The 26,090-nt window shown below is 55.6% G+C and carries 11 protein-coding genes and 2 riboswitches; all 11 genes read left to right on the forward strand.

Annotated features, from left to right (window positions below; genetic code table 11):
• Positions 1–39: 39 nt before the first annotated feature.
• The 11 genes from E0E37_RS13815 (at position 40) to E0E37_RS18745 (ending at position 26,079) form a co-directional block, all read left to right on the forward strand.
• Entirely contained in the window at positions 40–1,728 is a 1,689-nt protein-coding gene (locus E0E37_RS13815) for a two-component system response regulator (protein WP_130863584.1), read from the forward strand.
• 16 nt (positions 1,729–1,744) lie between these two features.
• Positions 1,745–6,364: a hybrid sensor histidine kinase/response regulator gene (locus E0E37_RS13820; protein WP_130863585.1), complete on the forward strand. Its 4,620-nt coding sequence runs from the start codon at positions 1,745–1,747 to the stop codon at positions 6,362–6,364.
• 80 nt (positions 6,365–6,444) lie between these two features.
• A complete protein-coding gene (locus tag E0E37_RS13825) occupies positions 6,445–9,075 on the forward strand; it encodes a hybrid sensor histidine kinase/response regulator (protein WP_130863586.1) in 2,631 nt (876 codons plus the stop codon).
• 77 nt (positions 9,076–9,152) lie between these two features.
• Positions 9,153–9,374: riboswitch (cobalamin riboswitch) on the forward strand.
• Positions 9,375–9,725: 351 nt separating this feature from the next.
• On the forward strand, positions 9,726–10,358 hold the full coding sequence (locus tag E0E37_RS13830; protein WP_130863587.1) for a recombinase family protein: 633 nt from the start codon (positions 9,726–9,728) through the stop codon (positions 10,356–10,358).
• Positions 10,359–10,546: 188 nt separating this feature from the next.
• Positions 10,547–10,861 carry a homing endonuclease associated repeat-containing protein gene (locus E0E37_RS13835; protein WP_130863588.1) on the forward strand — a complete coding sequence of 105 codons (315 nt, stop codon included), beginning with the start codon at positions 10,547–10,549 and terminating at the stop codon, positions 10,859–10,861.
• Positions 10,862–10,907: 46 nt separating this feature from the next.
• Positions 10,908–11,041: riboswitch (cobalamin riboswitch) on the forward strand.
• Between the two features lie 287 nt (positions 11,042–11,328).
• Entirely contained in the window at positions 11,329–13,098 is a 1,770-nt protein-coding gene (locus E0E37_RS13840) for a PQQ-binding-like beta-propeller repeat protein (protein WP_130863589.1), read from the forward strand.
• Positions 13,099–13,181: 83 nt separating this feature from the next.
• Positions 13,182–21,809, forward strand: a complete 8,628-nt coding sequence (locus E0E37_RS13845; RefSeq protein WP_130863590.1) for an InlB B-repeat-containing protein — start codon at positions 13,182–13,184, stop codon at positions 21,807–21,809.
• 25 nt (positions 21,810–21,834) lie between these two features.
• On the forward strand, positions 21,835–24,672 hold the full coding sequence (locus tag E0E37_RS13850) for an S-layer homology domain-containing protein (RefSeq protein ID WP_130863591.1): 2,838 nt from the start codon (positions 21,835–21,837) through the stop codon (positions 24,670–24,672).
• A 93-nt stretch (positions 24,673–24,765) separates the two neighbouring features.
• A complete protein-coding gene (locus E0E37_RS13855; protein ID WP_130863592.1) occupies positions 24,766–25,386 on the forward strand; it encodes a hypothetical protein in 621 nt (206 codons plus the stop codon).
• Positions 25,377–25,742 carry a Rossmann-fold NAD(P)-binding domain-containing protein gene (locus E0E37_RS13860; RefSeq protein ID WP_130863593.1) on the forward strand — a complete coding sequence of 122 codons (366 nt, stop codon included), beginning with the start codon at positions 25,377–25,379 and terminating at the stop codon, positions 25,740–25,742. Before E0E37_RS13855 ends, E0E37_RS13860 begins: the two co-directional genes overlap by 10 nt.
• Positions 25,743–25,803: 61 nt before the next feature.
• Positions 25,804–26,079: a response regulator gene (locus E0E37_RS18745; protein WP_281275538.1), complete on the forward strand. Its 276-nt coding sequence runs from the start codon at positions 25,804–25,806 to the stop codon at positions 26,077–26,079.
• Positions 26,080–26,090 lie beyond the last annotated feature (11 nt).

A 26,090-nucleotide genomic window follows, 5' to 3' on the forward strand; every position in this document is an offset into this window, starting at 1 on the left:
AATTTACTGCTGGCGGGATAAATGAGGTGTAAAAGCACAATGGCTGCAAAAAGGAACATTCTGGTAGTGGAAGACAACGAGATCAACCGCAGTCTTCTGTGTGAGATACTGAAGCCTGAGTACGATACTGTAGAGGCGGAAAACGGCCGGGAGGCGCTTTCTCTTTTAGGGCAGTACGCGGGCGATTTTTCCCTTATCCTGCTGGATATTGTCATGCCTGTTATGAACGGGTATGAATTTCTTACCGCGGTGAAGGAAGATCCGAAATTTTGCTCCATTCCAGTCATCGTCACCACGCAGAACGATGGAGAATCAGAGGAGGTGGCGGCGCTGTCCTGCGGCGCCGCCGATTTTGTGGCCAAACCGTATAAGCCGCAGATCATCCTGCACAGAGTGGCCAATATCATTCATCTAAGGGAGACTGCCGCTCTTGTAAACGAGTTCCAGTACGATAAGCTTACCGGCCTTTACAGCAAGGCCTTTTTTTGCCTGAAAGCGAAAGAGTTTCTCCTGCAGAATCCAGACAAAGAATACGATATCATCTGTTCCGACGTGGTCAATTTCAAGCTGGTGAACGATGTCTTGGGCATATCCGCGGGAGACCGGCTTTTGAAGATGATCGCGCAGAACTACACGGAGGATACCCGGGGAAAAGGGATCAGCAGTCGCTTCCACGCGGACCAGTTCGCCTGCATCATTGAACATAAGTGGGAATATGATGAAAATATGTTTCAGGAGGCCTGCGCCCGGATCAACGCTCTTTGTCAGAAGCAGAATATCGTTATGAAATGGGGGATCTATCACGTGGAGGACCGGGACGTTCCGGTGGAGCAGATGTGCGACCGCGCGCTTCTGGCCGCCCGGGGCATCAAGGGGCAGTATAAGAAGTATTTCGCGTATTATGACGATGTGCTCCGCAGCAAGCTTCTGCAGGAACAGGAGATCGTGAACAGCATGGAGCCCGCTCTGGCGGACGGACAGTTTGAGATCTATCTGCAGCCGAAATACAGGATCGAGGGCAGAAGGCTGGTCGGCGCTGAAGCGCTGGTCCGCTGGAATCATCCGGAATGGGGGCTGCAGTCTCCCGCAGCATTTATCCCGCTGTTTGAGCGGAACGGTTTTATAACCAGACTGGACCAGTATGTCTGGGACAAAGTCTGCGGCGTTTTGCATGACTGGAGTGAAAGAGGTCTGCCGCCGCTGCCCATCTCGGTGAACGTGTCCCGGGCGGATATCTATAATGCGGACCTGGCCGGTATTCTGGAAGATCTTCTGCAAAGGTACGGCCTGCCGCCGTCCTGCCTTCATCTGGAGATCACGGAAAGCGCCTATACCGAAAATCCTCAGCAGATCATCGACACGGTAAGCCGTCTGCGGGAGCTGGGTTTTGTCATTGAGATGGACGACTTCGGCAGCGGTTATTCATCGCTGCACATGCTCCACAAAATGCCGGTGGACGTCTTAAAGCTGGACATGAAATTCATCCAGAGCGAGCCGGCGACACCGATCAATCAGGAGATCATGCGTTTTATCATCAACCTTGCACACCTGATGTCTCTCAGTGTGGTGGCGGAGGGCGTGGAGACGGCGCAGCAGCTGGAGCGTCTGCGCGAGATCGGCTGTGAATGTGTGCAGGGATACTATTTCGCCAGACCGATGCCGGTGGAAGAGTTTGAACAGCTTGTGAATGAAAATAACGAAGGGATCGCCTGCTTTGCGGGCAATTGAAAGAGGACGGGGAATCATGGAAGAAAACAGGCTTTCTCTGGAACAGCTGACCGCCGTACTGGACAATGTGCCCGCCGCGGTTTTCGTGAGCGCGGTGAATGACCGGCGGCTGCTCTATGTCAATCGGCTGGCGAGGGAATTGTTTCCGAAGGCGGATATGGCCGGGGCCGCCTGCCACACAGTGGCCGGCTTTGACAGGGTCTGTCCGTTCTGCCGCACCGGGAAAATGAGCCGGTCAGAGCTTCTGGTCCGGGAATACAGGCATCCCGTCGATCACCGCGTCTACCAGCTCAGCGGGAAACTCATCGACTGGGCGGGAGAAGAAGCACACATTGAATATATTCTGGATATCACCGACAGGAAGCTGGAGGAGGAACGGCTGAAAAAATCAGAGCAGGAGATGGCTGCCACCTTCGACAATATCGCCTGTGGGCTCTGTATTTACCAGATCGAGGGAAACAGCGTGATCCCGCGTTTCCACAATCAGGCTTTCTTTGAGATCATGGGCATATCTGAAGAGTATATCCGGAGGGTGGAACGGGAAAACAAGTATCTCAACGTTCATCCGGAGGATCTGGATCTTCTGAAGCAAAAAATGGACGCCGTGTTTCAAAAGGGCGGCACGATGCGGTATACCTGCCGCCTGTGGAATGATAAACGGAAAGATTACCGATGGATCCATCTGGAGGGAACGATTCGGACCCATGAGGACGGCAGAAAGCTCTTTTATGTGATCTACAGCGACGTGAGCGAGCAGGAGCGGCTGAAAAAAGAGTTGACCAGCGCCAATGAGAAGATGGAAGACATCGTCAACGCCATCCCGGGAGGGGTGGCGATCTACAGAGTCTCAGATATTTTTGAGACGGTCTACTTCTCGGACGGGGTGGCGGAGCTTTCCGGGTATACCGCGGAAGAGTACCGCGGGCTCATCAAAGGAGACGCTGTGAAGCTGACGTACCCTGAGGACAGCGTCATGGTGGCGGAAAAACTTCGGAAGGCCATCAGGGACCATTCGGCGGCGGACTTTAAATTCCGTAAACAGCACCGGGACGGGCATGTGGTCTGGGTTCACATACAGGCGCGGCAGATCGGGGAGGAGAACGGGCTTCCCCTGCTTCAGTGCGTCTTCCACAATATCTCCGCGCTGGAGGAGACCAGGCGTGAACTGGATCACCTGATCAACTCCATCCCGGGCGGAATCGTCAGTTATCGGGTGGAGAACGGGCAGTTTATCCCCACTTTTTTCACCGACAGCACGGCAGAGCTTTCCGGATTTACGCGGGAGGAGTATGAGAAAATGCTCCCAAGCGACGCGCTGCAGTTCGTATACGAACAGGACCAGCCGCGGGTAAGGGCGGCGGCCCTGGCCGCGGTGGAAAGCGGGGAGGTCCTGGACATCTCTTACCGGACGCGTCACAGGAACGGCAATCTGGTCTGGATCCATCTCAACGGCAGACGTATGGGCCCGCGGTCGGAGCCCTCCCGGTTCTATGCGGTCCTGACCAATATGCTTGCGGACGTGAGCACGCTTGCCGGCGAGAAGGCGGACAGCGTCTTCGTCATCGACAAAGACACCTTTGAGCTGCTGTATGTCAATGAATCCAAGCAGCTTAACGTATATGAAGAGATCTGTGCGGGAAAGACCTGCTATGGGGCGATCCACGGACTTGAGGCCGCCTGCAGCTTCTGCCCGCTGAAAACCTTCGGACCGGATGAGCAGGAACATGAGATCACAGTGGAAAAAACGGGTCTTGTCTATACCACGCGAGTCAAAGAGAGCGTCTGGAACGGCATCCCGGCTTATATCATGTATCTCCGGGATGTGACGGCAGAGGTGCGCGCCCGCCGGGAAAAGGAGCGTCTGGAACTGTATTTTCAGACGCTGATAAAAAACCTGCCCGGGGGGATCGCAGTGATCCGCTGTACGACCCAGGGCGGTATGACGCCTGAATATATTTCAGAGGGACTCGCCGCAATGCTTGGCATGACAGTGGAAGAGACAGAGGAACGATACAGGGGAGATGTCTTTGCAGGACTCCATCCGGAGGACGCGGAAGCGAACCGGATCCAGTTTGAGGATTTTATACGCAGCGGGGAGGAGCACTGCGAGATGACCGCACGGTTCAGGCGGGGCGACGGGAGCTATGTGTGGATCAGGGATCACATCTCTCTGCTGAAGGGAGCCGATGGGACGCGCCGGCTCTACTGCGTCTACACGGACGTCGGCCAGCTGGTAGCTGAAAAGGAACAGATGGGCAGGCAGTATGAGGAAATGATCCTCCAGCATTACCGGACGCCTGGACCGGATACGCTGATACTGGGACACTGCAACATCACGCGGAATCAGATCCTGGATGTCCGGGATTTTGTTGATTCCGGTCTTTCGCGTGTGTGCAGAGGGGACCGGGAAGAGTTTTTTACCGGTCTCGCCGGCCTGATCACGGACGAAGAGGAGAGACGGACCTTTCTGGAAACTTATCTGAACGCGCCGTCTATGGAGTCCTTTGAACGGGGAAACACGGAGCAGATACAGACCTGCTTTATCCGGCTGCCCGGGGAAGACCGGGGCCGCTATGTGACGATCCAGATCAATATGGTACAGGCGCCGGATACCGGCGATATCACGGGGATCCTGTCGGTGAGCGATGTGACCGATCAGGTCATTTCCGAGCAGATTCTCCGGCGGCTGTCGGTCACCAGCCACGACTATGTGGTCGATCTTGATCTGGGTCAGGATTCTTATACCCTCCTGACCCGCAGAGACAATGCCAGCCAGGTACCGCCGTCCAGAGGACGTTATTCCGAGAGGGTGGCGTTCATGGTAGAATCAGTGGTGGTGCCCAGGGACAGAGAGGCGTACGCCAGAGCGCTGGCGCCTGAGGAAATGGAACGGCGTCTGCGGAAAAACGGTCTTTATACCTTTGGATATTCCATAGAGGATGAAAGAGGGGAGATTCGGGCGAAAAATATAACTGTGTCGGCCATCGACCTGCGGATCGGACGGGCCTCTTTGGTGTGTACCGATATCACCGGGTCCGTGCGGGAGCAGCAAAACCTCCTCAGTATGCTGGCTTATACCTTTGAACTGGCGGGTATCATCGATATCCGCAGCGGCAGATTTGTCATGTATACCCGTCAGATGATCCTGGAAAATCTGCCGCCGTACATCAGCTACGACTATCAGGAGACGCAGAAGCGTTTTGCAGAGTCTTACGTCCAGGAGAGCCGGAAAGAAGCGCGCATACAGTTCTGCCTGGAAACCATGATCCACAGGCTGGGCGAGACGCCCGCCGGTTATGAATTTGTTTTGCCGTTTCAGGGTGAAGGCGAGGACGGACTGCGGTATAAGCAGATCAATGTGCTGTGGGGAGACCGGAGCCGTGAGACGATCTGTATGGTGCGGGCGGATGTGACGGAAGTTCTGGCTGCGGAGCGGCAGGCAAAGAGCGCGCTGGAGAAGGCCCTGGCCTCCGCCAGGGAGGCGAACCGTGCGAAAAGCGATTTTCTATCCGCCATGAGCCACGATATCCGCACGCCCATGAACGCCATTATGGGCATGACGACGCTGGCGCCGGCTCATCTGGACGACCGGGTCTGGATGGAAGACTGTCTCCGGAAAATTTCGATCTCCTCAAAACATCTGCTCAGCCTGGTCAACGATGTACTGGATATGAGCCGGATCGAGCGGGGACAGCTAACGCTGAACCCGGTACCGCTTTCGATCACTGAACTGACCGCTCATCTGTCCGTCATGATGGAGCCCCAGGTGAAAGCGGCCGAGATCACATTCGCCGTCCGCACTGAGGGCGTATGCCATCAGTGGTTTTACGGAGATTCTCTCCGCATAGATCAGACCCTTATCAACCTCTTGGGCAATGCGGTCAAGTTTACGCCCGAGGGCGGCCGGGTGGACTTTATCGTGGAGGAGCTTCCGCCGGCCGATGGCCCGGACCGGGTCCGCTATCGCTTCACGGTCAGCGATACGGGGATCGGAATGTCGGAAGAATTTCTCAAGATGGCCTTCGAGCCATTTGCCCGGGACGACGGCACAGCGCGGATCGAGGGAACCGGACTTGGCCTCAGCATCGTTCGCGGGCTGGTGGAGTTGATGGGCGGCCTGCTCTCTGTGGAAAGCCGCCGGGGCAGCGGCTCCGTTTTCAGGGTGGAACTGGAATTTCCGGCGGCGCCGGAAAAAAACGCGCCTTCTGCGGACGCTCTCCGCACGCTGAAGACGGGCGGCGGCGAGCCCTTTTCCGGTCTGCGGTTTCTGGTGGCGGAGGACAACGATCTCAACGCGGAGATCCTGTGTGAGATCCTTCAGAGACTCGGGGCCCGGATCGTGGTGAAGCCGGACGGCGTACAGGCCGTGCGGGCCTTTCAGGAGGCGGATCCGGGGACCTACGCAGCCGTCCTCATGGATATACAGATGCCGAATATGAACGGATATCAGGCCTCCCGTGCGATCCGCTCCATGGAGCGGCCCGACGCCGGGGAGATCCCCATTGTAGCCCTGACTGCAGACGCCTTTGCCGAGGACGTCCGGGCCGCCGCAGAGGCGGGTATGACCGCCCACGTGTCAAAGCCTGTGGACGTGGCTGTGCTGCAGGCGACCCTCAGCAGGATCCTGGGACGATAGGCCCGGTAAGAAAATAAATGGCAGGGCGGCAGATTTCCGGATGCGGGAAGTATGCGTCCGGAAACAAGGAGTTAAGATCAATGCGGAAAACTGTGGAACCAAAAGAGAGGTCTGTGGTCCGAAGCCAGCGGATGAGCACCGTCAGTACGGTGATCCTCATCCTGCTGATGCTTTGCTACCTGGTCATGAACATCAACAACTCCGCCAGACTGGCCGCTCAGACGGAGATCATCTCAAGCCACCCCTTCGAGGTGGTGATCTCCGCTGGGGACGTAAAGCTCTATGTGTCGGAGATGAGCCTGCGGACCGGGCGGCTGGAGCGGCATTTCAGCACGGAGGACGTAGAGTATGCCAGGGCCAGCCTGGATGATCTTGACGATTCGCTGGAGAAACCGATAGCCCGGATCGAGGAGCTGTATCTGGGCGATCCGGAGGATGTGCAGGCGCTGAAGGATACTCTGATGCTTCTGCGTACAGAACGGAGGGGATATCTGGAGTTCTGCGCCCGGGCCGATACCACGGCGGCGCAGATCGAAGCGTATTCCCAGGAACATCTCCAGCCCCTCTACGACCAGGCGTTTTGGCAGACAGAAGAGATCGTTTCTACGGCTCAGGCGAAAAAAGTGGGATACGGCCAGACCGCGGAGATCCTGCGTCGGACCGATCTGATCGCTTCTGTCATACTCATGGGACTGATGGTAGTGGTGCTTCTGGTCTCCCAGTACGTCCTTCACCGTCAGAGGAAAGAGCTGGTCTACCGAAGCAGGCTGTTTGACAACCTTTCGCTGAGCATCGACGACGCGTTCATCATCCGTGACGCCAATACCGGAGTCATCAGCTACCGCGGGCTCAACCTGGAACGGATATTGGGGATCCACATGGAGGAAGTGGAAAACCTTTATCAGGGGCTGAGCAAAGAAGACGCCCAGGCTCTGCGGGACGGGATAAGCGATCCCCGGTTTCCATCGCCCTTTGAAAAGCAGGTGGAATATACCAAGCCAAATAAGGAAAAACGATGGATGCTGATCCGCATCTACCGGGTAGAAGACCTGAATACTCCTCAGCTCATCACCGTGTTTTCCGACCGCACTGATGAAGTCAGGTCTCGTCAAGTGCTGCAGGAAGCCATGATGACCGCGGAGCGAGCCAACAGGGCCAAGAGCGAGTTTCTCTCCCGGATGAGCCATGAGATCCGCACCCCCTTAAACGCCATCATCGGCATGACCACCATAGCGGCGGCTTCCGTGGAAGATCCGGCCAGGGTGGAGGACTGTCTCTCAAAGATCACTTTCTCATCTAAGCATCTGCTGATGCTGATCAACGACGTGCTGGACATGTCCAAGATCGAGAGCAGCAAAATGGCGCTGCAGAACGAGCCTTTTGACATTTTCGAGATCATCAACGGATTTGTATCCACCGTTTACGCTCAGGCAAAGGGAAAGGGGATCCAGTTCAGCGAGACCATGGAGGGCTTTGGGGAAGACACCGTATTTATCGGCGATTCCCTGCGGCTCAACCAGATCCTTCTGAACCTCAGTTCCAACGCGGTGAAGTTCACCGCGCCGGGCGGTTCCATCCGTCTGGATGTTTCCAGGCATAAGATCGGAAATACCACCGACGTCCTTCGCTTTATTCTCTCAGACACCGGGATCGGCATGACGAAGGAGGCTGTGGAGCGTATCTTCCAGCCCTTTGAACAGGCCGACGCCTCCATCGCAAAACGATTTGGGGGTACGGGACTGGGCATGTCGATCACGAAAAATCTGATCGCCCTGATGGGCGGCCAGATCCAGGTGGAGAGCGAACCAGGCGTGGGGACCACCTGCATTGTGGATCTGCCCTTTGAAAAAGGGCAGGAGACAGGCATAGCGGAGCCGGATTTTGAACAGCAGGGGCTGCGGGCGCTGATCGTAGACGACGAGCGACAGGTATGCGAGCAGACCGCCGTCCTTTTGGGAAAGATCAAGATCGGCGCGGAATGGCGCCTGTCCGGCGCCGAGGGCGTGGAGCGGGTGAAGGAAGCACATCGGGAGGGGCGGGATATCGATCTGTGTCTCATTGACTGGAAGATGCCGGATATGGACGGCGTCGAGGTGACGCGGCGCATCCGCCGGGAGGTTGGATACGACGTTCCCATCGTTATGATCTCAGCCTATGATGTCTCAGAAGTGGAAGAAGAAGCGCGGGCTGCAGGCGTCAACGGCTTTCTTCCCAAGCCCCTCTACCGTTCCTCTGTCTACGCTGTCATCAAGGCGGCGCTGGAACACAAGGGGCAGTTCTTCAATACAGGGGCGCCAAAACCGGCAGGCAGGCCGCTGGATGGTCTTCGTCTGCTGATGGCGGAGGATAACGCCCTCAATCAGGAGATCGCGGCGACGCTGCTGCGCATGAGCGGAGCTGTGGTAGACTGTGCAGAGGACGGCAGGCAGGCGCTGCAGGCCTTTCTGGCGTCAAAGCCCGGTGACTACGACGCCATTCTGATGGATATACAGATGCCGGTCATGGATGGGCATGAGGCCGCGAGGAATATCCGGGCTTCCGGTCATCCGCAGGCGCTGACGATCCCCATCATCGCCACGACGGCCAACGCATTCAGCGACGATATCTCCGCCGCCCTTGCGGCCGGAATGGACGCTCATGTCAGCAAGCCGCTGGATATGGCGCAGCTCTGCAAGACCCTTGCGGATTGTATGAGCAGGGCGGATGGGTGAAAGACAGACGGAGAATAATGGGAGCCGCATCTTGACATGGGATGGCAGCTTCTGTTAAAATATAGGCAACATTTTGAATAAGAGAAAGCGATTTACGTTCCGCCTGTTTCCGATTAGGAGAAGGGCGGCTAAGAGGGAATCCGGTGAGAGGCCGGAACGGACCCGCCACTGTAAGTGAGCGGCTTCTCTTCATAGCGCGCGGCGTCAGCCGCGGGCAGTCACTGGACCGCAGGGTCCGGGAAGGCGAAGAAAAGCGGAGCGCCACGAGTCAGGAGACCTGCGCAGATCGAAGGAAAGGCTGTCACGGGAAATTGACGATTGCTTTTTATATTTTAGCATTCATTGCGATGCCAGTATGTCATTGGCATTTGTTAAATATCAACGTGGCGATACGATTGTCTTTCACTTAACAGCAGAAGCAGAAAAAACGGACTGCGGCGCACGCCGCAGTCCTTGTATTTTTTGCGTAGAGAGAACCACTGATTTATGGAAGAAATTCACCTGTCTATCGGCTGGCTGAACAGGTGAAGAAGAAAAAATCTAACCATGGCAGCCGGCCCGCAAACGATACGGAGAAGCTGATTTTTTCATTCATAGGTGAAGCTGTCTGCGGGGACACTAACAGTAAATTATTTCTGGAGGTGTGTAAGATGATGTACGGCTACATCAGAGTTTCATCAAAAGATCAGAACGAAGATCGTCAGGTAATCGCCATGAAGGATTTTGGCATTACGGAGGACCTTCTTTTTGTTGACAAACAAAGCGGAAAGGATTTTAACAGGCCGGAATACCGGAGGATGCTGGGCACCCTGAGGAAAGAAGACGTTGTGGTGATAAAATCTATAGACCGTCTGGGACGCAACTATGACGAGATCTTAGAGCAGTGGAGACAGATCACCAGGGAGATCGGCGCGGATATCGTTGTTCTGGACATGGCTCTTCTGGACACGAGAAACGGAAGAGACCTGATCGGGACACTGATCTCCGATATCGTGCTGCAGCTGTTGTCCTACGTGGCACAGACGGAGAGAGAAAACATCCGGCAGCGGCAAAAGGAAGGGATCGAGGCGGCGAAGGCGCGGGGCGTTCATCTGGGCCGGTTTCCAAAAGAGACGCCGGTTCCATTTGAGGTAGTGGCTCTGCGCTGGAAACGGGGTGAAATTCCCATACGGGAAGCGCTGCGGCTGCTGGAGATCAGCGAGAGCTGTTTTTACAAGAGACTAAAAAAAGTCTCCCTAACAGAGGAAGACTCCTATGCATTACTGTACGAAAGTACACCTTAATACATATTCATCATACTTATCTTTTTTGTTGTCGTCAAGGTAAAATTTTTATCTTATGTTGTCTTTCTCATACTTTTTTTCAATATGCCGGCTATGAGCAGGGGCTGTACAAAGGTGTACCTTGGTACAGTAGAAAAATGTAAAAAAAGATCGCAGCCAGTTTTTCTGTTCAGGCAGGAGTTGATAACTTGTCCCCAAAAGAAACAGAACGGAAAGAGCGGGTCCTGGAGCTGTATTATTTAGATCCGGGAGAATTGGATATGGCAGTCCGCGCCGCTAAGGCGGCGGCTGCGGTCAGGATCTACAAACAGGATCCTGATGAGAAGCTTCTCAGACGTGTATGCGACCTGACAAATGCGTTGGGGCGGATTCCAAAGGTGTGTGAGATGGCGGGGTCGCCTTACATCAAGAGCCGCTTGGGCGGCTGGAATCGGGTGCTGGAAAAGGCCGGACTGAAAACCGTGTCTCCAAAGCGCGCGGCCTGCCCGAGCAAAAAGAAATGAACACTCAGATAGAAAAATAAATACATGATGCGCAGAGAGAGAAATTGGAAGTCCGTGAGAATCGGGCACTGTCTCAGCAACCGTGATGTCTACGAACGTACCACGCAGCAGCGATGCCACTGGGGGAATGGTTCCTTTGGGAAGGCGGTACCAGTAGGTTTGATGACTAAGTCGGTAGACGATCTTTCGCGCGGGTTTGACTTCCTCTGAGCAAGGAACGGACAGGCTAGTCGTTTTAGCGTTGTTTTTGTATGGACTTAAAACAGCGCGTTCGGGACGATTTATTCAGCAACCGTCTTCTCTGAGGGAGGACGGTTTTTTTCGTGCAGGCGATGCCTGACAGCCCTTTCTTCAGGCTGTGTGTGGTTTCTGTATCGTATAGAATTCGCCGGAAAGGAGGGTTTCAGCTCTGCGCAAGCAGAGAGTGAAAAAACGTATTGTTACATATGAAAAAGGAGGAAGAACGAATGTTGAAAAAGCACATCAAAAAAGCTTTGGCAGCAGTACTGTCACTGTCCATGGTGCTCAGTATGAGCGGAGCGGCCTTTGCCGCCGCCGACTGGCCCACGTACCAGGGAAATGAGATTCACAATGGGATCGTGACAGACGCTGTGCCGACAACTGCACTCATCGACGAGGTGAAGCTGACGCTTCCCAACAACGGGTCCGGCTGGGACGGAGTGGATTCCGCGCCGGTGATGGAGACCAGAAACGGCGTTACATACGCCTATGTGCTGTACGATGGTTATACGGTCAGCAACGACGCCGGCGGCGGTCGGCTGGCTAAGGTAAACTGCAATACCGGCGGGCTGGAATGGAGCAAGCAGATCAGTCAGACCAGCGGATTCCAGTTGTCTTCGCCGTATCTGGACACGGCCGCCAGAGCTATTTATGTGGGAACCACCGGGTTCAATCAGAAAACGGGCAACGACAGCCTTACCGTGTCGGGCGGCGTCATCACTGACTGGACATTCAGCGGCGGAACGGCCGGCGCTGAAAGCGGAATCGTGGTTTCCGGGGACAGCACAGTGACGTTGAATCAGAGTGAAGTGACTCTGACATCCGGAAAGACACATCGCTCCGCCACCGGCATCAGACTGAACAGCGCTGCAGCGGCGCCTAATGTGACCATCACCGCGATTCTCAATGGCACGGTCGTAGGCCAGAAATATCTGACGTCTGCCGACGTCATCAACAACGAAGCCAGCGGAAATGTACCGCATTACTATCTGAATCAGAACTTCGGAGAATACTCCTCCACAGCGGAGAATGCAGTGCAGGGAGACGGGACAACTCCGGCAGACGCGCTGACCTTCACCTATGAGTTCAGCGGCAACACGGCGGGGGCCGTCATCGAATACGGGCGCATTTACGAGCAAGCCAGCTCCATCACGAAGGTGAAGGGAATCGACGGCACGCCGACCAACGAGTGGTCCTACAGTTTGCCCAACAACAACCAGATCAATACGCCCATCGTAAAGAGCGGTGATTATCTGTTCTTTGGGACATGGTCCGGAAATACGGGCACATATTATCAGGCGCATCTTAACGCCAGAACGGGAAAGATCGACGGTTTGAAGGATTACAACCCGGGCAACGGGGGATTCTACTGGGCCGGAGCTGTGGTGGACGGCGGATACGTCTACTTTGGGGGGGACAAGGGATATCTGTACGCGCAGCCGGTAGGTAGCAGCTTCGGTTCAGGAACCACTGCACCGATCAATCTAAGCACAGTAGATGGAAGTATCAGTGCTGGAAACGTCCGCAGCACCATTGCGCTGGTGGACGGAGCGTTGTACTTTACCAGTCAGGGCGGCTATCTGTGGTGCTTCAATCCCAATGGCGGCAATCCGACATTTGGCTGGAAGGCACAATTGGCAGGCACGTCGACCTCCACACCCACAGTCACCGCAACAGATCTTTATGTAGGCTACTACAGCGGGTTTAACGCGGGAGGCATTCAGAAGGTCAGCAGAGCCGATGGCCACACGGTGAGCACTGTGGCCACGCCGGGACCGGTGCAGGGATCCGTATTGGTATACCAGACCGGCGGCACGGACTATCTGTATGTGAACACGAATTCGGCCAGCGGGGCGGGCTATTGCTATGACGCGTCGGGAAATCTGAAGTGGAAAACCACTTCCGGTACCTACGCGCTGCAGGGCATGGCAACCAGCAATGGCTATATTGTGTTCGGAAACGACTATGATCAGTTCTATGTAATCAGTGCACAATAATATTGGTCTGAACGTTTGAAAATCAGGGGGCATTTCAGCGGCGAAGGCGGCTGGAATGCCCTTTTAAAAGAGGAGATGTGTACATGGGAAAGATGAAAAAGAGTAAAATTGCTCTGAGTCTGATCCTTTCTTTGGCCCTGCTTGTGGGGCAGGCTGCGTCGATCACGGCTTTCAGCTATGCGCAGGATACGGTTTCTGAACAGGAAAATGACGGAGGGGGACTGGGAGCGGGAAGCGACGATCCGAGCGTAGACTCAAACAATGGGGCGAGCAGACCGGAGGAAAACGGCGAACAGTTGGAGGAGGAAGAGACGGAGGGCGATGGGAATAACCAGCCGGAGGGAAATACGGAAGGAACAGAACAGGGGGAAGAAGAAAAAGACGAAATAGTGAATGACAACGAAAAAGATGAGGCGCCCGGCACAACGGAACAGCCGTCCGTCTCAGGCAATGGGAACGAAGAAGAAACCGCCGGAGGCGAAGCGCCGGAGCCGCCGGAAAATCTGCTTCCACCAATATTGGAAGATATGATGGAACTGGAGCCTTATCAGGAGCTGATCGAGCTGCTGCGGACGGCGAATGACGGCACGCCGGTGGACATTAAGTTCTACGAGGAATACACTTCATCTCCCGCGTTTTACGTGGAAGATGCGGAGGGTTTGAAAAAAGTAGCCGCCTTAGTAAACGAGGGCAGGGAAAATTTTGATGGGAAAACAATCACGATCAGCGGATCGGGAATAGATTTGAGCACGGAGAAAAACTGGATTCCAATCGGGAGCGGAAGTGACTTCCCTCAATTTTGTGGAATATTTGATGGAAATGGAAAGACAATTAGAAATTTAACAATTGAATGTACAGAAGACACAGCGAATATTTACGAGTATGGGGCTGGTCTTTTTGGAGATATCAGCAACGCTGAGATCAGGAATTTAGAGTTGAAAGATGTCGATATCATATTTGGACAGAATGCACTAGAGGCGGAATACAGAGCAAAGGGTGCACTTGTTTCGTATGCCTATAATACATGTGTGATAGAAAATGTAATAGTTTCGGGGAGGATAAAGGACGATCGAGCTGCATCTCTTGAAAATGATTCATCGGCACCCGGTGAGGATATGGTTACGGGAGGGATCGTTGGAGGGGCTGCAGTCGATAGCAAGCTTACCATAGCCAACTGTGAGAGCAATGTAAAAATTTACTCTGCGACTAATTATACGGGGGGTATACTGGGAGCATTTTTAGGAAGCGACCTTGAGATTGAAAACTGTGCCAATAAAGGGAATGTCGGGGATCCTCTCTTTAAAGATGGGGGGGACGCGACCGGACATTATATGGCATCAGCATATGGCGGAATTCTCGGTTATAGTTCTGGAAGAACAAAAATAAGTAAATGTGAAAATAGTGGAGCGGTTTCAACAGGATTTGGTTACGGCGGCGGTATATTAGGTCAATTTAATAACGATATAGAAATTTCGTACTGCTATAATCAGGGGGACGTTTATGCTTATCAGTATGCGGGCGGCGTCACGGGGGGGAAAGATTCGAGTGGCTCTGGCTGCAGTGTAAACATATCATTCAGCCAAAATACAGGCGGCGTCACTGTGGATGACAGTGGTAATCTTGTAGGAGGAGCCGGGGGCATAGCGGGGCTGCTTTATGATTGCCGGGGGAGTTTAAATAACTGTTTTTCAACGGGAACTATTGTTGGTACTGAATTTGGAAGCTCTCCCCCAAGGATTTCTGGGATAGGAAACCTTCCGTATGTGGATAAAAACTTTGACGTTCAAAATTGTTTTAACGGCGGAAGCTTGCAGAGTGAGTCCGATGGAAGTTTGTCTGCAATTGCTTACGGAGTATCATGCGTTAGTTGTTATTATGTTGATACCATAACAGGACCGCTTACTGACAATTTATCTGCTGTTGCAAAAAGCACAGAGACCTTCGCAAGCGGCGAGGTGGCCTGGCTGCTCAACAGTGCAGGCGGTACGGCAGTCAACTCCGGAAACTGGGGTCAGGATGGAGCCGCTCCTGTTTTTGCGGACGGAGCGCACCCCGCCGTGTGTCGTGTCAGCTTGGAGAAGGACGGTGAAGGCACGCTCAAATTCAACGGTTCTGAGGATTCATTTCATTATATAACCGAGTCGGAAGGAAAGGATTTGACGGTGACCGCCGATCCGGGAGAGGGTTTCATCCTTAAATTACTCACATTAAAAGAGCTTGTTTCAGGAGCTGAGATCGAGTCGGAGAGGTCCGGGAACAGCTTTTCGTTTCGACATCAACGCAAGGATATAGTGGCTTCGGCTGCTTTCGAGCGCAGGCCTGATGACGCGGGAGAACTGAATATCATCTGGGACCTCGGCGGAGGGACGCTCTCCGATTCCGCGGTCACTCCTGCGACTGTTCCGTATGGCAAGACGCTGGCGGAGCCGGAGATCACCAAAGAGGGGTTTGTGCTGCGGGGATGGTATGCGGTGACGGAAAACGAAGACGGAACGGAAACGGAAGCTCGATACAACTTTAAAGCCGCGGTGACAACGGACATTATGCTGCGGGCAAAGTGGGTAAAGGACAGTCTCACTGTGACCTTCGACTTTGACGACGCGCAGGGCGACGTTCCCGCGCGCCAGACAACTACCACCTTTGCCATCGGAGGCAGCTTTGCCGCACCCCAGGCCACGCGCAGCGCAGTGGACTGTATGGAATATCAGTTCAAGGGCTGGTTTACAGAGAAAAACGGCGGCGGAACACAGTGGGAAGACGGCAGAAAAATAGGAGAAGCCGACAGGGGTGAAATCGTACTGTACGCCGATTGGGATTCATTCGATCTCTTTGACAGCGGAACGCTTGGCAATCCCCCTTTCGTCATTGAGGATGCCGATACGCTGGCCCTGCTGGCGCAGAGAGTAAACACAGGCGGCGGAAAAAATCAGAATGGATATAAGGCTTGTCGTTTTAAGCTGGGCAGAGATATCGACCTTTCCGAATACGAAAGCTGGACGCCCATCGGAACAGCGGCACATCCCTTCCGGGGAGGGCTGGACGGCGATTATCACACGATCTCCAATTTGAAGATCAATGCGCCGGAGTCGGATTATCAGGGGCTGTTCGGTTATGTTACGGCCGCCAACGGCAATGCGGTAAACAATATCTATTTGGAAAAGGTGGATATAACCGGAAGGAAGTACGTGGGTGCAGTGATGGGGTATGGTGAGAATTTGGGCCAAAGCATCGGCGCCAATCAACGACTGGGCGTTCTTTCCGGAAGCGTAAAGGGAACGGAATGTGTGGGCGGCGTAGCGGGAGCAATCGCAACAACCTCCGACTATAGTGGCCTATCATACACATACGCATTCTGGCTGAACGGTGCGGCTGTGACAGCCATAGAGGGAACGGCCGGCGGCGGCGCGGGGAGTTTAGCCGCGTCTTCGCGCTTGACGGACAGCTGTAATACAGGCACGGTCGCCGGCGCGGCCGGTTCGGGGGCGATCGCGGGAAGCGGAACGGTCAGCGGCTGCTGGTATCTGGAAAACAGCGTGACAGATCCCGCAGATGCAAAGGGTCTGACTGCTCTCAACCAGGTGGACGTTGCTTCCAACCGGGCGGCCTGGCTGATGGACCAGGGCGACAAGCAGAGCAGAAGCGCCAACTGGAGCGCAAAAAACGGAAGGATACTCTTTGCCGGAGGAGACCGGGGCGCGGTCTATCGGATGAATCTTGCAGCCGCGGATCACGGTTCGGTCCGGCTCATTGACGATGAAGAGGGGCAGTCTCTGTTTCGCGCCGCGGGAAGCAAGGTGGCGGTCGAAGCGACGCCTGAGCAGGGATATTTGTTGAAGACCCTGGGCGTCACCGCCCTGCGGAGCGGCGGAACCGTGGCCGTAGACGGTATGCAGAGCAGCGGCGGCGCTATGAGCTTTATCATGCCGAAGGACGACGTACTGGTAAGTCCGCAGTTTACAGCGGAAGGCGCCGGTCAGATCGAGGTCGTTTACAAACTTGACGGGGGAAGGTGGCCTTCTGGATTTGATGCGCCTGCCAATCATGCGAATTTCGGCGAGGTACTGTCGCGGCCGGAGCAGGATCCGGAGCGGACCGGCTATGTGTTTGCAGGCTGGTACAGCGAAAGCGGGGAAGTCTACACCTTCTCTGAGGCGGTTACAGAAGCGCTGACTCTCACCGCAAAGTGGAAGCGGGAAGGAAACTATCTGGTTACCTTTAATCTGAATCTGGACGCCGCATCGCGGGATATTCTGATGGGGCAGATGTCAGCAGAAGAAAAACTGGCGCTGGAACAGGAGGTGGTCTCCGCCGGAGCTGTGACTATGCCTGTCAGGCCGGCAGCGGGTCAGTGGGTCCAGGGGGAGGAAACGGCATACAGCTTCCTGTACTGGTCTACGGAACCTGTGGGCGGAAGTCAGTGGAACACCCGCACAGAGTTGACTCAGGATACGGTATTGTACGCTCAGTGGAAGGAGATCGACGCCATGTCCGCGGGGACTCGGGAACAGCCCTATGAGATCGCATCGCTGGACATCCTGAAGCTCCTGGCTTCGAAGGTCAATGAGGGAAGCGCCTACAGCGGGTGCTGGTTCCGGCTGGCTGTCTCTCTGGAACTTGGGGGAGAGAACTGGACGCCCATCGGAACTGCCGGAAGCCCATTCAGCGGGACCTTCCTCGGAAATGACGAGACGATCTCGGGCCTGACCATCGATACGGGCGAAAACTATGTCGGTCTGTTTGGGTGCACCAGCAATGCCGTCGTTCAGGATCTGAAGCTGACAGGAATCAGCGTGAACGGCGGTCAATATACCGGAGGCCTGACCGGAAAAGCGACAGCGACGACGATCGAGAATGTTTCGATATCCGGGACCGTCGAGGGTGCAGATTACACAGGCGGTCTGGTTGGCTGTGCTGATGGCAGCAATGTCGGCGCAAGCAGCAGAACCAGCAGTATCAGAAACAGTTCGATGTCCGGCAGCGTTTCAGGCGGAACCAATACAGGCGGCCTGATCGGAAGTCTGCAGGGCGGAAGTCTGACTGACTGTGTGAATGATGCGGAGGTTAGTGGCGAGCGCTCCAACACAGGCGGTATCGCTGGGGCGGTCAGGTACCACGAGTATAAGGATACATCCGGGAACCTATGCGCCGCGAAATTTACCTTAAGCAGGTGCACGAACAACGGAAACGTAACAGGGTCAGGAGACTGCGCCGGCGGGATCGCGGGAGAGATCTGCCATGGAACTACGATCGACAAGTGTGTGAACACAGCGAATATCCAGAGCGGCAATTATGTGGGAGGCCTGTTCGGGCGGGTCAGCACAAAAGAGGATGACAGTAACAAATTTCAACAAACGGCTCTCACCATTCGTTCCGGCTATAACACAGGTTCGGTATCGGGAACCGACTACGTAGGCGGGCTGGTGGGAGCTCAGGAGAGCAGGAAAGGCAGCGGACAGAATTCGGCGGCGGATGGAACGACCATTGAAAACTGCTTCAGCAGCGGTACGGCCAGCGGCAATGGGCCCAGGGTGGGAGCTCTTTCCGGCCATGGATTCGGGAAAGACACAACGACAAAAGAATGCTGCGCGCGAAATGATGGAACGGTCTATGTGGATGCAGACAGCGCAGCGCTGCTGCTGGCGGAGGACTTTCGAAGCGGAAGAGCGGCGTATCTGCTGGACGGCGGCAGCGGAAGCCGCAAAGCCCTCTGGGCGCAGGGAGTGTCCGGTCCGGTCTTTGCCGACGGTGACAACCGGCCGGTCTATGAGATTCAGTTGGCGCAGTCGGGAGCGGGAACCGTTTCCGGAGCCGGCATACAAACCGGATATAATTATCTGAGCCTGACGACAAATACGGGCATCGAAGCCGTTCCGGAGGAAGGGTCCGTGGTCAGTCTCTTTGAGGTGGCCGACGCCGCGGGGACCGTAGTGAATACACAGACCGGAAATCGGATCGAGTATACCATCGAACCGGAGAAATCACTGTACATCCGCGTGAACTTTGCGGAGACGCAGACGGGGAACTGTACTGTCCGTTTTCACACCAACGGCGGAACCATCGCTATGGGCGGTACAGATTATCCGGAGCTATATTCGACCACTGCGGCCTTTGGCACAAAGGGGACAGCCGTCCTGCCTGCAGACCCGCAGAAAGCCGGCTCTACCTTTAAGGGCTGGTATGAGGACAAAGAACTGACCGTGGCCTTCAATGCAAAGGCGCTCATCACAGCCGATCTGGATCTGTATGCCAGATATTCGGGGAATGTGGCAGTTCAGTTTGATCTGAACGGTGCCCCGGCAGAGCTGGCGACGAACGCGGCCATCGCTGCGATGCGACCTTCTGTTTCCGTTTCGCCGACCCCAGGTACGATCCCGGATCCCGGTACGCCGGTGTGGCCGGATGAAACATCAAGCGGAAGAAAAGTGGTACATACATTTTTGGGATGGTACAGCGGAAATAGCAAATGGGATTTTTCGACGAAACTTTCCGCCGGCTACGAGGGGCAGACATTAGTGCTGACAGCAAAGTGGCGAACTGAAATCGTACTGAATGAGGAGGATTTTGAAAATATTACGGATCAGAGCGTGCTGGAAATACTGGCGAAAAACATGGAAGAGGGCGTTTCTTATATAGGAAAGACTCTGACGCTGGCTGAGTCTTTTGAGGTCACAGACTGGTCGAAACCGATCGGAGGAAAGACCCCCTTTGAAGGAACGCTGGACGGTCAGGGAAAGACGATAACAATGGGAAGCGGCTGCACTGCCCCGCTGTTTGCCAGGATCGATGGAACACTGAAAAATGTCAGCCTTTCGGGGACCATTCAGGCCGCCGGCGCCGCCGAATATTTTGGCGGTCTGGCCCAGGAGGTAAACGGTCAGCTGATCGAGTGTTCCCTTAAAGGAATGGAGATCATCGGCGGAAACGCGGGCAGCGTAGGCGGTCTGGCAGGCTATGTGACAGGCAGACTGAAAGGATGCAGTACGGACAGCGCCTCCAGCGTATCCGGAAGCAGCGCGGCGGGCGGAATCGCAGGAACAGTGAGCCTTCTCACTGCGCAGATTTCTGACTGTGAAAATAACGCGGAGGTATGCGGAGGGACATACGCCGGGGGGATCGCGGGCCAGAGCGCCGGAAGCGTAAGCTCAGGCTCCTGGCAGACGATTTCCGGCTGCGCCAACAGCGGCGCTATTATGGCAGAAAATGGAGCGGCGGGAGGGCTGTTCGGCAGTATCGGCTGGAGAGTCGTCCTTGAAGACGGAGCCAATGAGGGCGCAATAACCGGTCAAACCGCCGGTGGGGTCATAGGGGTCTGGAGCTTCACTTTTGCTTCCGGAAGTGCGCGGATGGAGAATTGCATCAACAGCGGAATGGTGACGGGAAGAGAGAACGCCGGCGGTCTGGCGGGTCACGGGGTCTCTGGCGGAACGGTTATTGAGAAATGCGGCAACACCGCGGATGTGACGGTGAACGGCGGCGCGGGTCGTTATGCCGGAGGCCTGGTTGGAAGTACGAGAGCGCCCAGCTGCAGCTTTATCCATTCCTATAATGCAGGAAAGATATCCGGGCCCAACACCAGTGGAATGACCACGGGTTTAAACTCAGACGCAAACATCAGCGTGGAAAGCTGCTATACGTACCATACGGAGAATCCTGGTATGACGATGGCTTCTTCTTATGGAACCTGTACGGTAGAAAAGAGCTACTATCTCAAGCCTGATCCGACTGCGCTCAGTCGTATGGCTTCCTTCTTCGGCCTTGACAGCGGGGGAGAAGAAAGCACGGAGGTCACCACACCGGAGCAGCCGGCGGAGGCTTTTGCCAGCGGCAGAGTGGCTTATCTGCTGGACGGCGGGGACGATGAGCACGAAAGGGTGTGGACACAGGGACGCGATCATCCGGAGCTGTTGGCAGATCATTCGGTCTATCGGATCTCCACAGACAGTCATACCAGGGTCGCCGGAGAAGATATCGCATACAGAGTGATCGGGACCAATGTGGACGTCAGCGTAAGCGTGCCGTCTTCGGATAAGGACGGAGTGAAAATGGTTCTGAAAAGTCTTGTGGTGAAACATAAGACCAAAGGTGAGGAGGACATTACCGAAACGAGAAGTTTTACGGTAAGGGAGTCTAACGCCAGTGTGAAAGCGACCTTCGGAGAGGAGGAAGAGGAACCGCCGGCAGAGAAGCCAAACGACCCTGACAAGGACCATGGCGGCTCCGGAAGCGGCGGTGGAAACGGCAATGGCAGCGGAACCGGCGTCGGAGACGGCAACGGGGCCGGCAGCGACGATCACGGCGATGCAGGCCAAGGCGGCGGCACAGGCACAGGAACGGGAACAGGAGCCGGAGGCGGCGAAAATCAGGGCTCCGCTGGCGCTGACGATCAGACGACGGTGACAGATCCCACTTATACATCCACACAATCCACGGGCGATCCCGCGGAAAATCTGCTGGCGGCAGAACAGGCGGAAGAAAATCAGACGGAAAGCGACGACGAGGCGGCTATGGAAGCATCCGGAGGAGCCACGGAAGGCGGCTCCGGTTCGGGAGAAGAGGAACAGAAGGAGGAACAGAAGCTCAGCGTTTTCGCCATCGTCAAGCAGACGGTGGTGGAAAATCCTCTGATCAGCCTTGTGCTGGCTTTGGTCGTGATCGGACTGCTCCTCGCAGCCGGTCTGCGCAGATATCGGAGAAATAAGGGCGGCAACTAAGAAAAAGAAGGAGAGATGAAAAGGCATGAAGAAGGAGAGAAGAAGAGGGATCAGGAGAATGGCGGCGTTTCTTGCCGCCGCGCTCCTCACAGGACTGACGCCGGTTTCGGCGTTGGACGCAGACAGCGCAGGCAGCACCGCTATGGGAGGGCTGAAGGGGCTGAAATATCTGACTGCGGAAGGTTCCGGAGCAGCTTACGGTGTTTTTACCTCAGATACGGGGCCGGATGGAAACGTGTCCGCCGCGTTTTTGGACGAGAGCACAGGAGAACTGGAGCTGTTCATGGGCGGCAGCGGCGGTGTCAACCGTCTGGGCGCAGGCGGAACAGGCGGCAGGGAAATGGGACGTATGGAGGGACTCGTCGGAAATGTGTTTGCTCTGGGCGGAGAGGATGCGGAGCATCTGGCAGCGCTGGTAAAGACAACGATCGCATCTTCTGACGGAGTATCGTCACAGAATAACTATTTCGTTTATCTCTTCGACGGGGCCGCCGGGAGCTGGAAGCGGGCGGAGAATTCGGAGCTGGGTACGCCCACAAGTACAGATCCCAACGGAAATACGAGCTATGACAGCCGTCTCCTCTTCGGTCTGGTGATGGCGCAGGACGACATCTGGGCGTCGGCGAAGCACTGGGACGGAAAGGAATGGAAGGAGAACGCGCTGACCTTCAACAGCTTTTACAAGCTGGATCAGGACACGGCCTATGGGGCGGCGGAGGACGGAAACCTATACCGTTACAGCGTTTCTTCCGGAAAGTGGAACCGTGTGCCGCTTGGAGATATAGGTAAACTGGTCTCCATCACAGGCGGCTGTTCCGACCAACTGGTCCTCTGCGAGAGATCGCCGATTTCCATCTTTCAGACATCAGGTCCGAAAACCTACCGGCTGGTCAACACGGAGACAGGAGCCGTCAGCAGGCTCCCGGAGCTGCCGGATACCACAGGCACAGTCTACAATGTGGGCCTGGCAGCGGACGGCAGCGTGTACGCGCTGCTGGAAGGACAGCACTATATAAAGGAAGGCAGCGCGGGATACATCGGAACAGACGTGTACCAGCTGCAGTCCGGTCAATGGACGAAGCTGACGATTCCAGTTTTTCAGGACCCGGCGGAGGACGACGATCCGGACACCAAAATCCGCCCCGACGGTGTGCGGCGGATAGAGGTTCCCGCGGCGGGCGTCACCATGTTTCTGGGGCAGGCCGGAGCGAATTATGTTTTATATTCCGGCGCTGCAGAGGCGTCCAGCCTTGGGCTGAGCAGCACAGATCCTCTCTATGAGGATAAATCCAAAGCGATAGCTACTCTGAAGACAGCCTGCTCCAAGTATGAACAGACCGACTACTCTGCGGAAAACTGGACCGCTCTCACCGCGGAGCGCGACAAGGGCCTGCAGGCCATCCGTGAGGCCACAGCGTCACGCTCGGTATACGACAGACTGAACGCGGCCATCGACGCCATGGGAGCGGTCACCGCCCAGCGTGCAGGAACTGTGACGATAGCGGTTTCTATGGACAGAAATACCCTTGGTCAGGGCTTTCTCATCGAGCCCGAGCTGGTGGAGGTGACGAAGGGGACGAAGGCGTCCACGGTGATCACGGAACTGTTGTCGGACAAATACAGCGGCGTTTCCGGCGCTCCTGCACAGCCCTGGAAGATGACGGGAAGTGTGGACGACAGTTTCTATCTGGCTTCTGTGTACGATCCCAACCACGGGGAGCCGAGCTTTCCGCAGTTTATCCTCACGGCCGTGGGCGGAATGGAAAAGATCGGCGAGGGGACGGCGGACTGGTTGGGTGAGTTTGATTATTACCAGCAGAGCGGCTGGATGTATTCGGTGGGAGAGAAGGATAACTCGGGAAATCAGTTTCCCGGCATGGGGGCCTCCGGGTGGCGTCTCTCCGACGGAGAGGTCATGCGGTGGCAGTTCACCGTGTACGGATACGGCGCGGATCTGAATCAGGACAACACCGCCTGGGGACAGGGAAGCATCGTATCACTGGGCAACAAGGACGCGCTGACCTGGGCCGTGGCGGTTCTGAACAGCATGTACAAAAAAGAAAAACTGACGGGGGAAGCGGCCTACGCCGAAGCCGTGAGTATTCTGACCAATCCGGAAGCGCCGCAGACGGCCATCGACGCGGCGATGCAGAAGCTGAAAGCGGCTTATCCCGGCGTGCAGCTTGACGGAAACGGCGTGCCTCAAACCTCGCTGTCCGCCAGAAGCGGTTTTCCGGACGTGAAGGCCGGCGACTGGTTTTACGAATGCGTCACAGGGCTGGCAAAGGATGGCCTGATCAAGGGGAACGCGGCGGGGAGCTTCCTGCCGCAGTCGCCGATCAGCCGGGCGGAGTTCGTGCAGCTGCTGTACAATCTCAGCAAAGCCGGCGGTGTGCAAACAGGCAATGCGGACGGGCAAACGGCAGACGCCGGCCCGTCCTCGTCCTCGTCCTCGTCCTCATCCACATCCTTCCGGGACGTGGCGGCGGGGAGCTGGTACGGAGACGCGGTGACATGGGCAGCCGGCTCCGGCGTCGCCGCGGGAGAAAAAGCGGCGGACGGGACGCTGCTCTTCCGACCCGACGATCCAATCTCCAGACAGGATATGGCGGTCATGATAGCGGCTTATCTGGACAAGGCAGGAGTCCATGGTTCTTCCGCCGGACAAAGCCAGGCAGCGGCGGACGCATTTGCGGACGCCGCAGCAGCAGCGGACTACGCTGCGGCCGCCGTGGACAAAATGCAGGCCGCAGGCATCATCAGCGGTCAGAAGGGGGAAGGCGGACAGTCTTACTTCCTCCCACAGGCCCAGGCCGCCAGAGCCGAGGCGGCTTCCATGCTGTGGAAGCTGTATCAGAAATAGAATATTGGCAAGTAAATACGCACATTTTGCTCAAAAGGTAGATGTGCGTATTGTTTCATTTCCGAAGAAACGGCGAAACGCCGGGAGAAAAACATGAAAAAATCAAAGCCCATGGCGACCATACGGGACACGAACGGATTGCAGTACAGCTCGTCCAGAGCGGCGGAAGCTTCCCCCGCTTTCGGGGGTAATTCGGAAGTGGAGAAGGACAGACGGTACCGCGGCAACAAGGATTTGAAGCGGGGAGAAGGCTATCTGCGGAAAGTGGTTCTGGACGTGGCCAAGCAGCTGGACAACGGTGCCACCAATGAGAACCTGGAGGAGAAAAAGTACCTTACTTACGACGCGGTGACAGGTACTGCTACGGTCAAGTTGTTGGAAAAAACAATTAAATACAGCATTGCCAACGGCAACGCCCGGATTGAGAACAGCAGGATGATCGTGGATAAGACGGCGGTCTATCGGGATCTGTATATAGGCCAGCACGGAATCTATTCCCCTGTGGTGCCCGCAGCGAAGGAAGTGGGAGCCAGCGCCAGACTGGCCAGCGCGAGAACGAATTATTTGTATAATGAAGCGAATATCAGTATTCCGAAGGATGGAAGCAGCGAAAAAGACTTTGAAGGCTATATAAATGGACAGAGTGCGAAGGGCGCAGCGGTTTATCATATGCGTTACGGAAGTCGGGAGATGTATTATAATGGATGTATGTAAATTTTCGGTATAACGGTATATATATGCAGGCGCGCTATGGAAATCTTACCAGTATTCCCGATCTTCAGGCTGGCAGGCAGATCACCCGGGGCGACATTATAGGAATGATGGGGAAAGACACTGAACCGGAGAGTTCCGGAAACGGCGGCGTTGTGGCTCTGGCGATCGGAAGATCCACGGACGGACGTCTCTGTTCCATCGATGGAAGCAACGTGGAATTTACTGACCCGTATGGATATCTGGAACGTCCGGTACAGGAGGAAGATCACACTGATTACCTGACGAAACCCATGGCCACGATTCGAGATACCACAGGGCTGGATCTCCAGAAGACGGAGGAAAACGCAGATTACTGATATAAGATCAAAGGGAGCGGTCGGCTGTGGAAAGGAAACAGCGGTCCTTCTGGCGGTACTTCTGGCCGCCCTGCAGGTCTCCGTCGCGGGGGCCGCGAAGCAAGAGCCCCGGGTGCTCAGGGCGTTCTCCGAGATCCGGCCGGGCGCGTTCCAGGTAATTCTCATGGACATTCAGATGCCTGAGATGAATGGACTGGAAGCCGTCCGCGCCATCCGGGCTCTGGAGCGCCCGGACGCCGCCATGGATGCAGGCATGAGCGGCTTTGTCTCCAAGCCGCTGGACGTGGACTATCTTTACCATATGCTGCGAGATCTGCTTGACGGCTTTTCTCAATAGCGTACGCTGAG

The sequence above is a fragment of the Bacilliculturomica massiliensis genome (assembly GCF_900605495.1).
GTDB lineage: Bacteria > Bacillota > Clostridia > Peptostreptococcales > Anaerovoracaceae > Bacilliculturomica > Bacilliculturomica massiliensis.

Excerpts from the sequence above, each read along its gene's own strand:
- E0E37_RS13815 (WP_130863584.1), top strand. The coding sequence starts at position 40 with ATGGCTGCAAAAAGGAACATTCTGGTAGTGGAAGACAACGAGATCAAC.
- E0E37_RS13830 (WP_130863587.1), top strand. The coding sequence starts at position 9,726 with ATGATGTACGGCTACATCAGAGTTTCATCAAAAGATCAGAACGAAGAT.
- E0E37_RS13840 (WP_130863589.1), top strand. The coding sequence starts at position 11,329 with ATGTTGAAAAAGCACATCAAAAAAGCTTTGGCAGCAGTACTGTCACTG.
- E0E37_RS13820 (WP_130863585.1), top strand. The coding sequence starts at position 1,745 with ATGGAAGAAAACAGGCTTTCTCTGGAACAGCTGACCGCCGTACTGGAC.
- E0E37_RS13845 (WP_130863590.1), top strand. The coding sequence starts at position 13,182 with ATGGGAAAGATGAAAAAGAGTAAAATTGCTCTGAGTCTGATCCTTTCT.
- E0E37_RS13860 (WP_130863593.1), top strand. The coding sequence starts at position 25,377 with ATGTATGTAAATTTTCGGTATAACGGTATATATATGCAGGCGCGCTAT.
- E0E37_RS13825 (WP_130863586.1), top strand. The coding sequence starts at position 6,445 with ATGCGGAAAACTGTGGAACCAAAAGAGAGGTCTGTGGTCCGAAGCCAG.
- E0E37_RS13850 (WP_130863591.1), top strand. The coding sequence starts at position 21,835 with ATGAAGAAGGAGAGAAGAAGAGGGATCAGGAGAATGGCGGCGTTTCTT.
- E0E37_RS13855 (WP_130863592.1), top strand. The coding sequence starts at position 24,766 with ATGAAAAAATCAAAGCCCATGGCGACCATACGGGACACGAACGGATTG.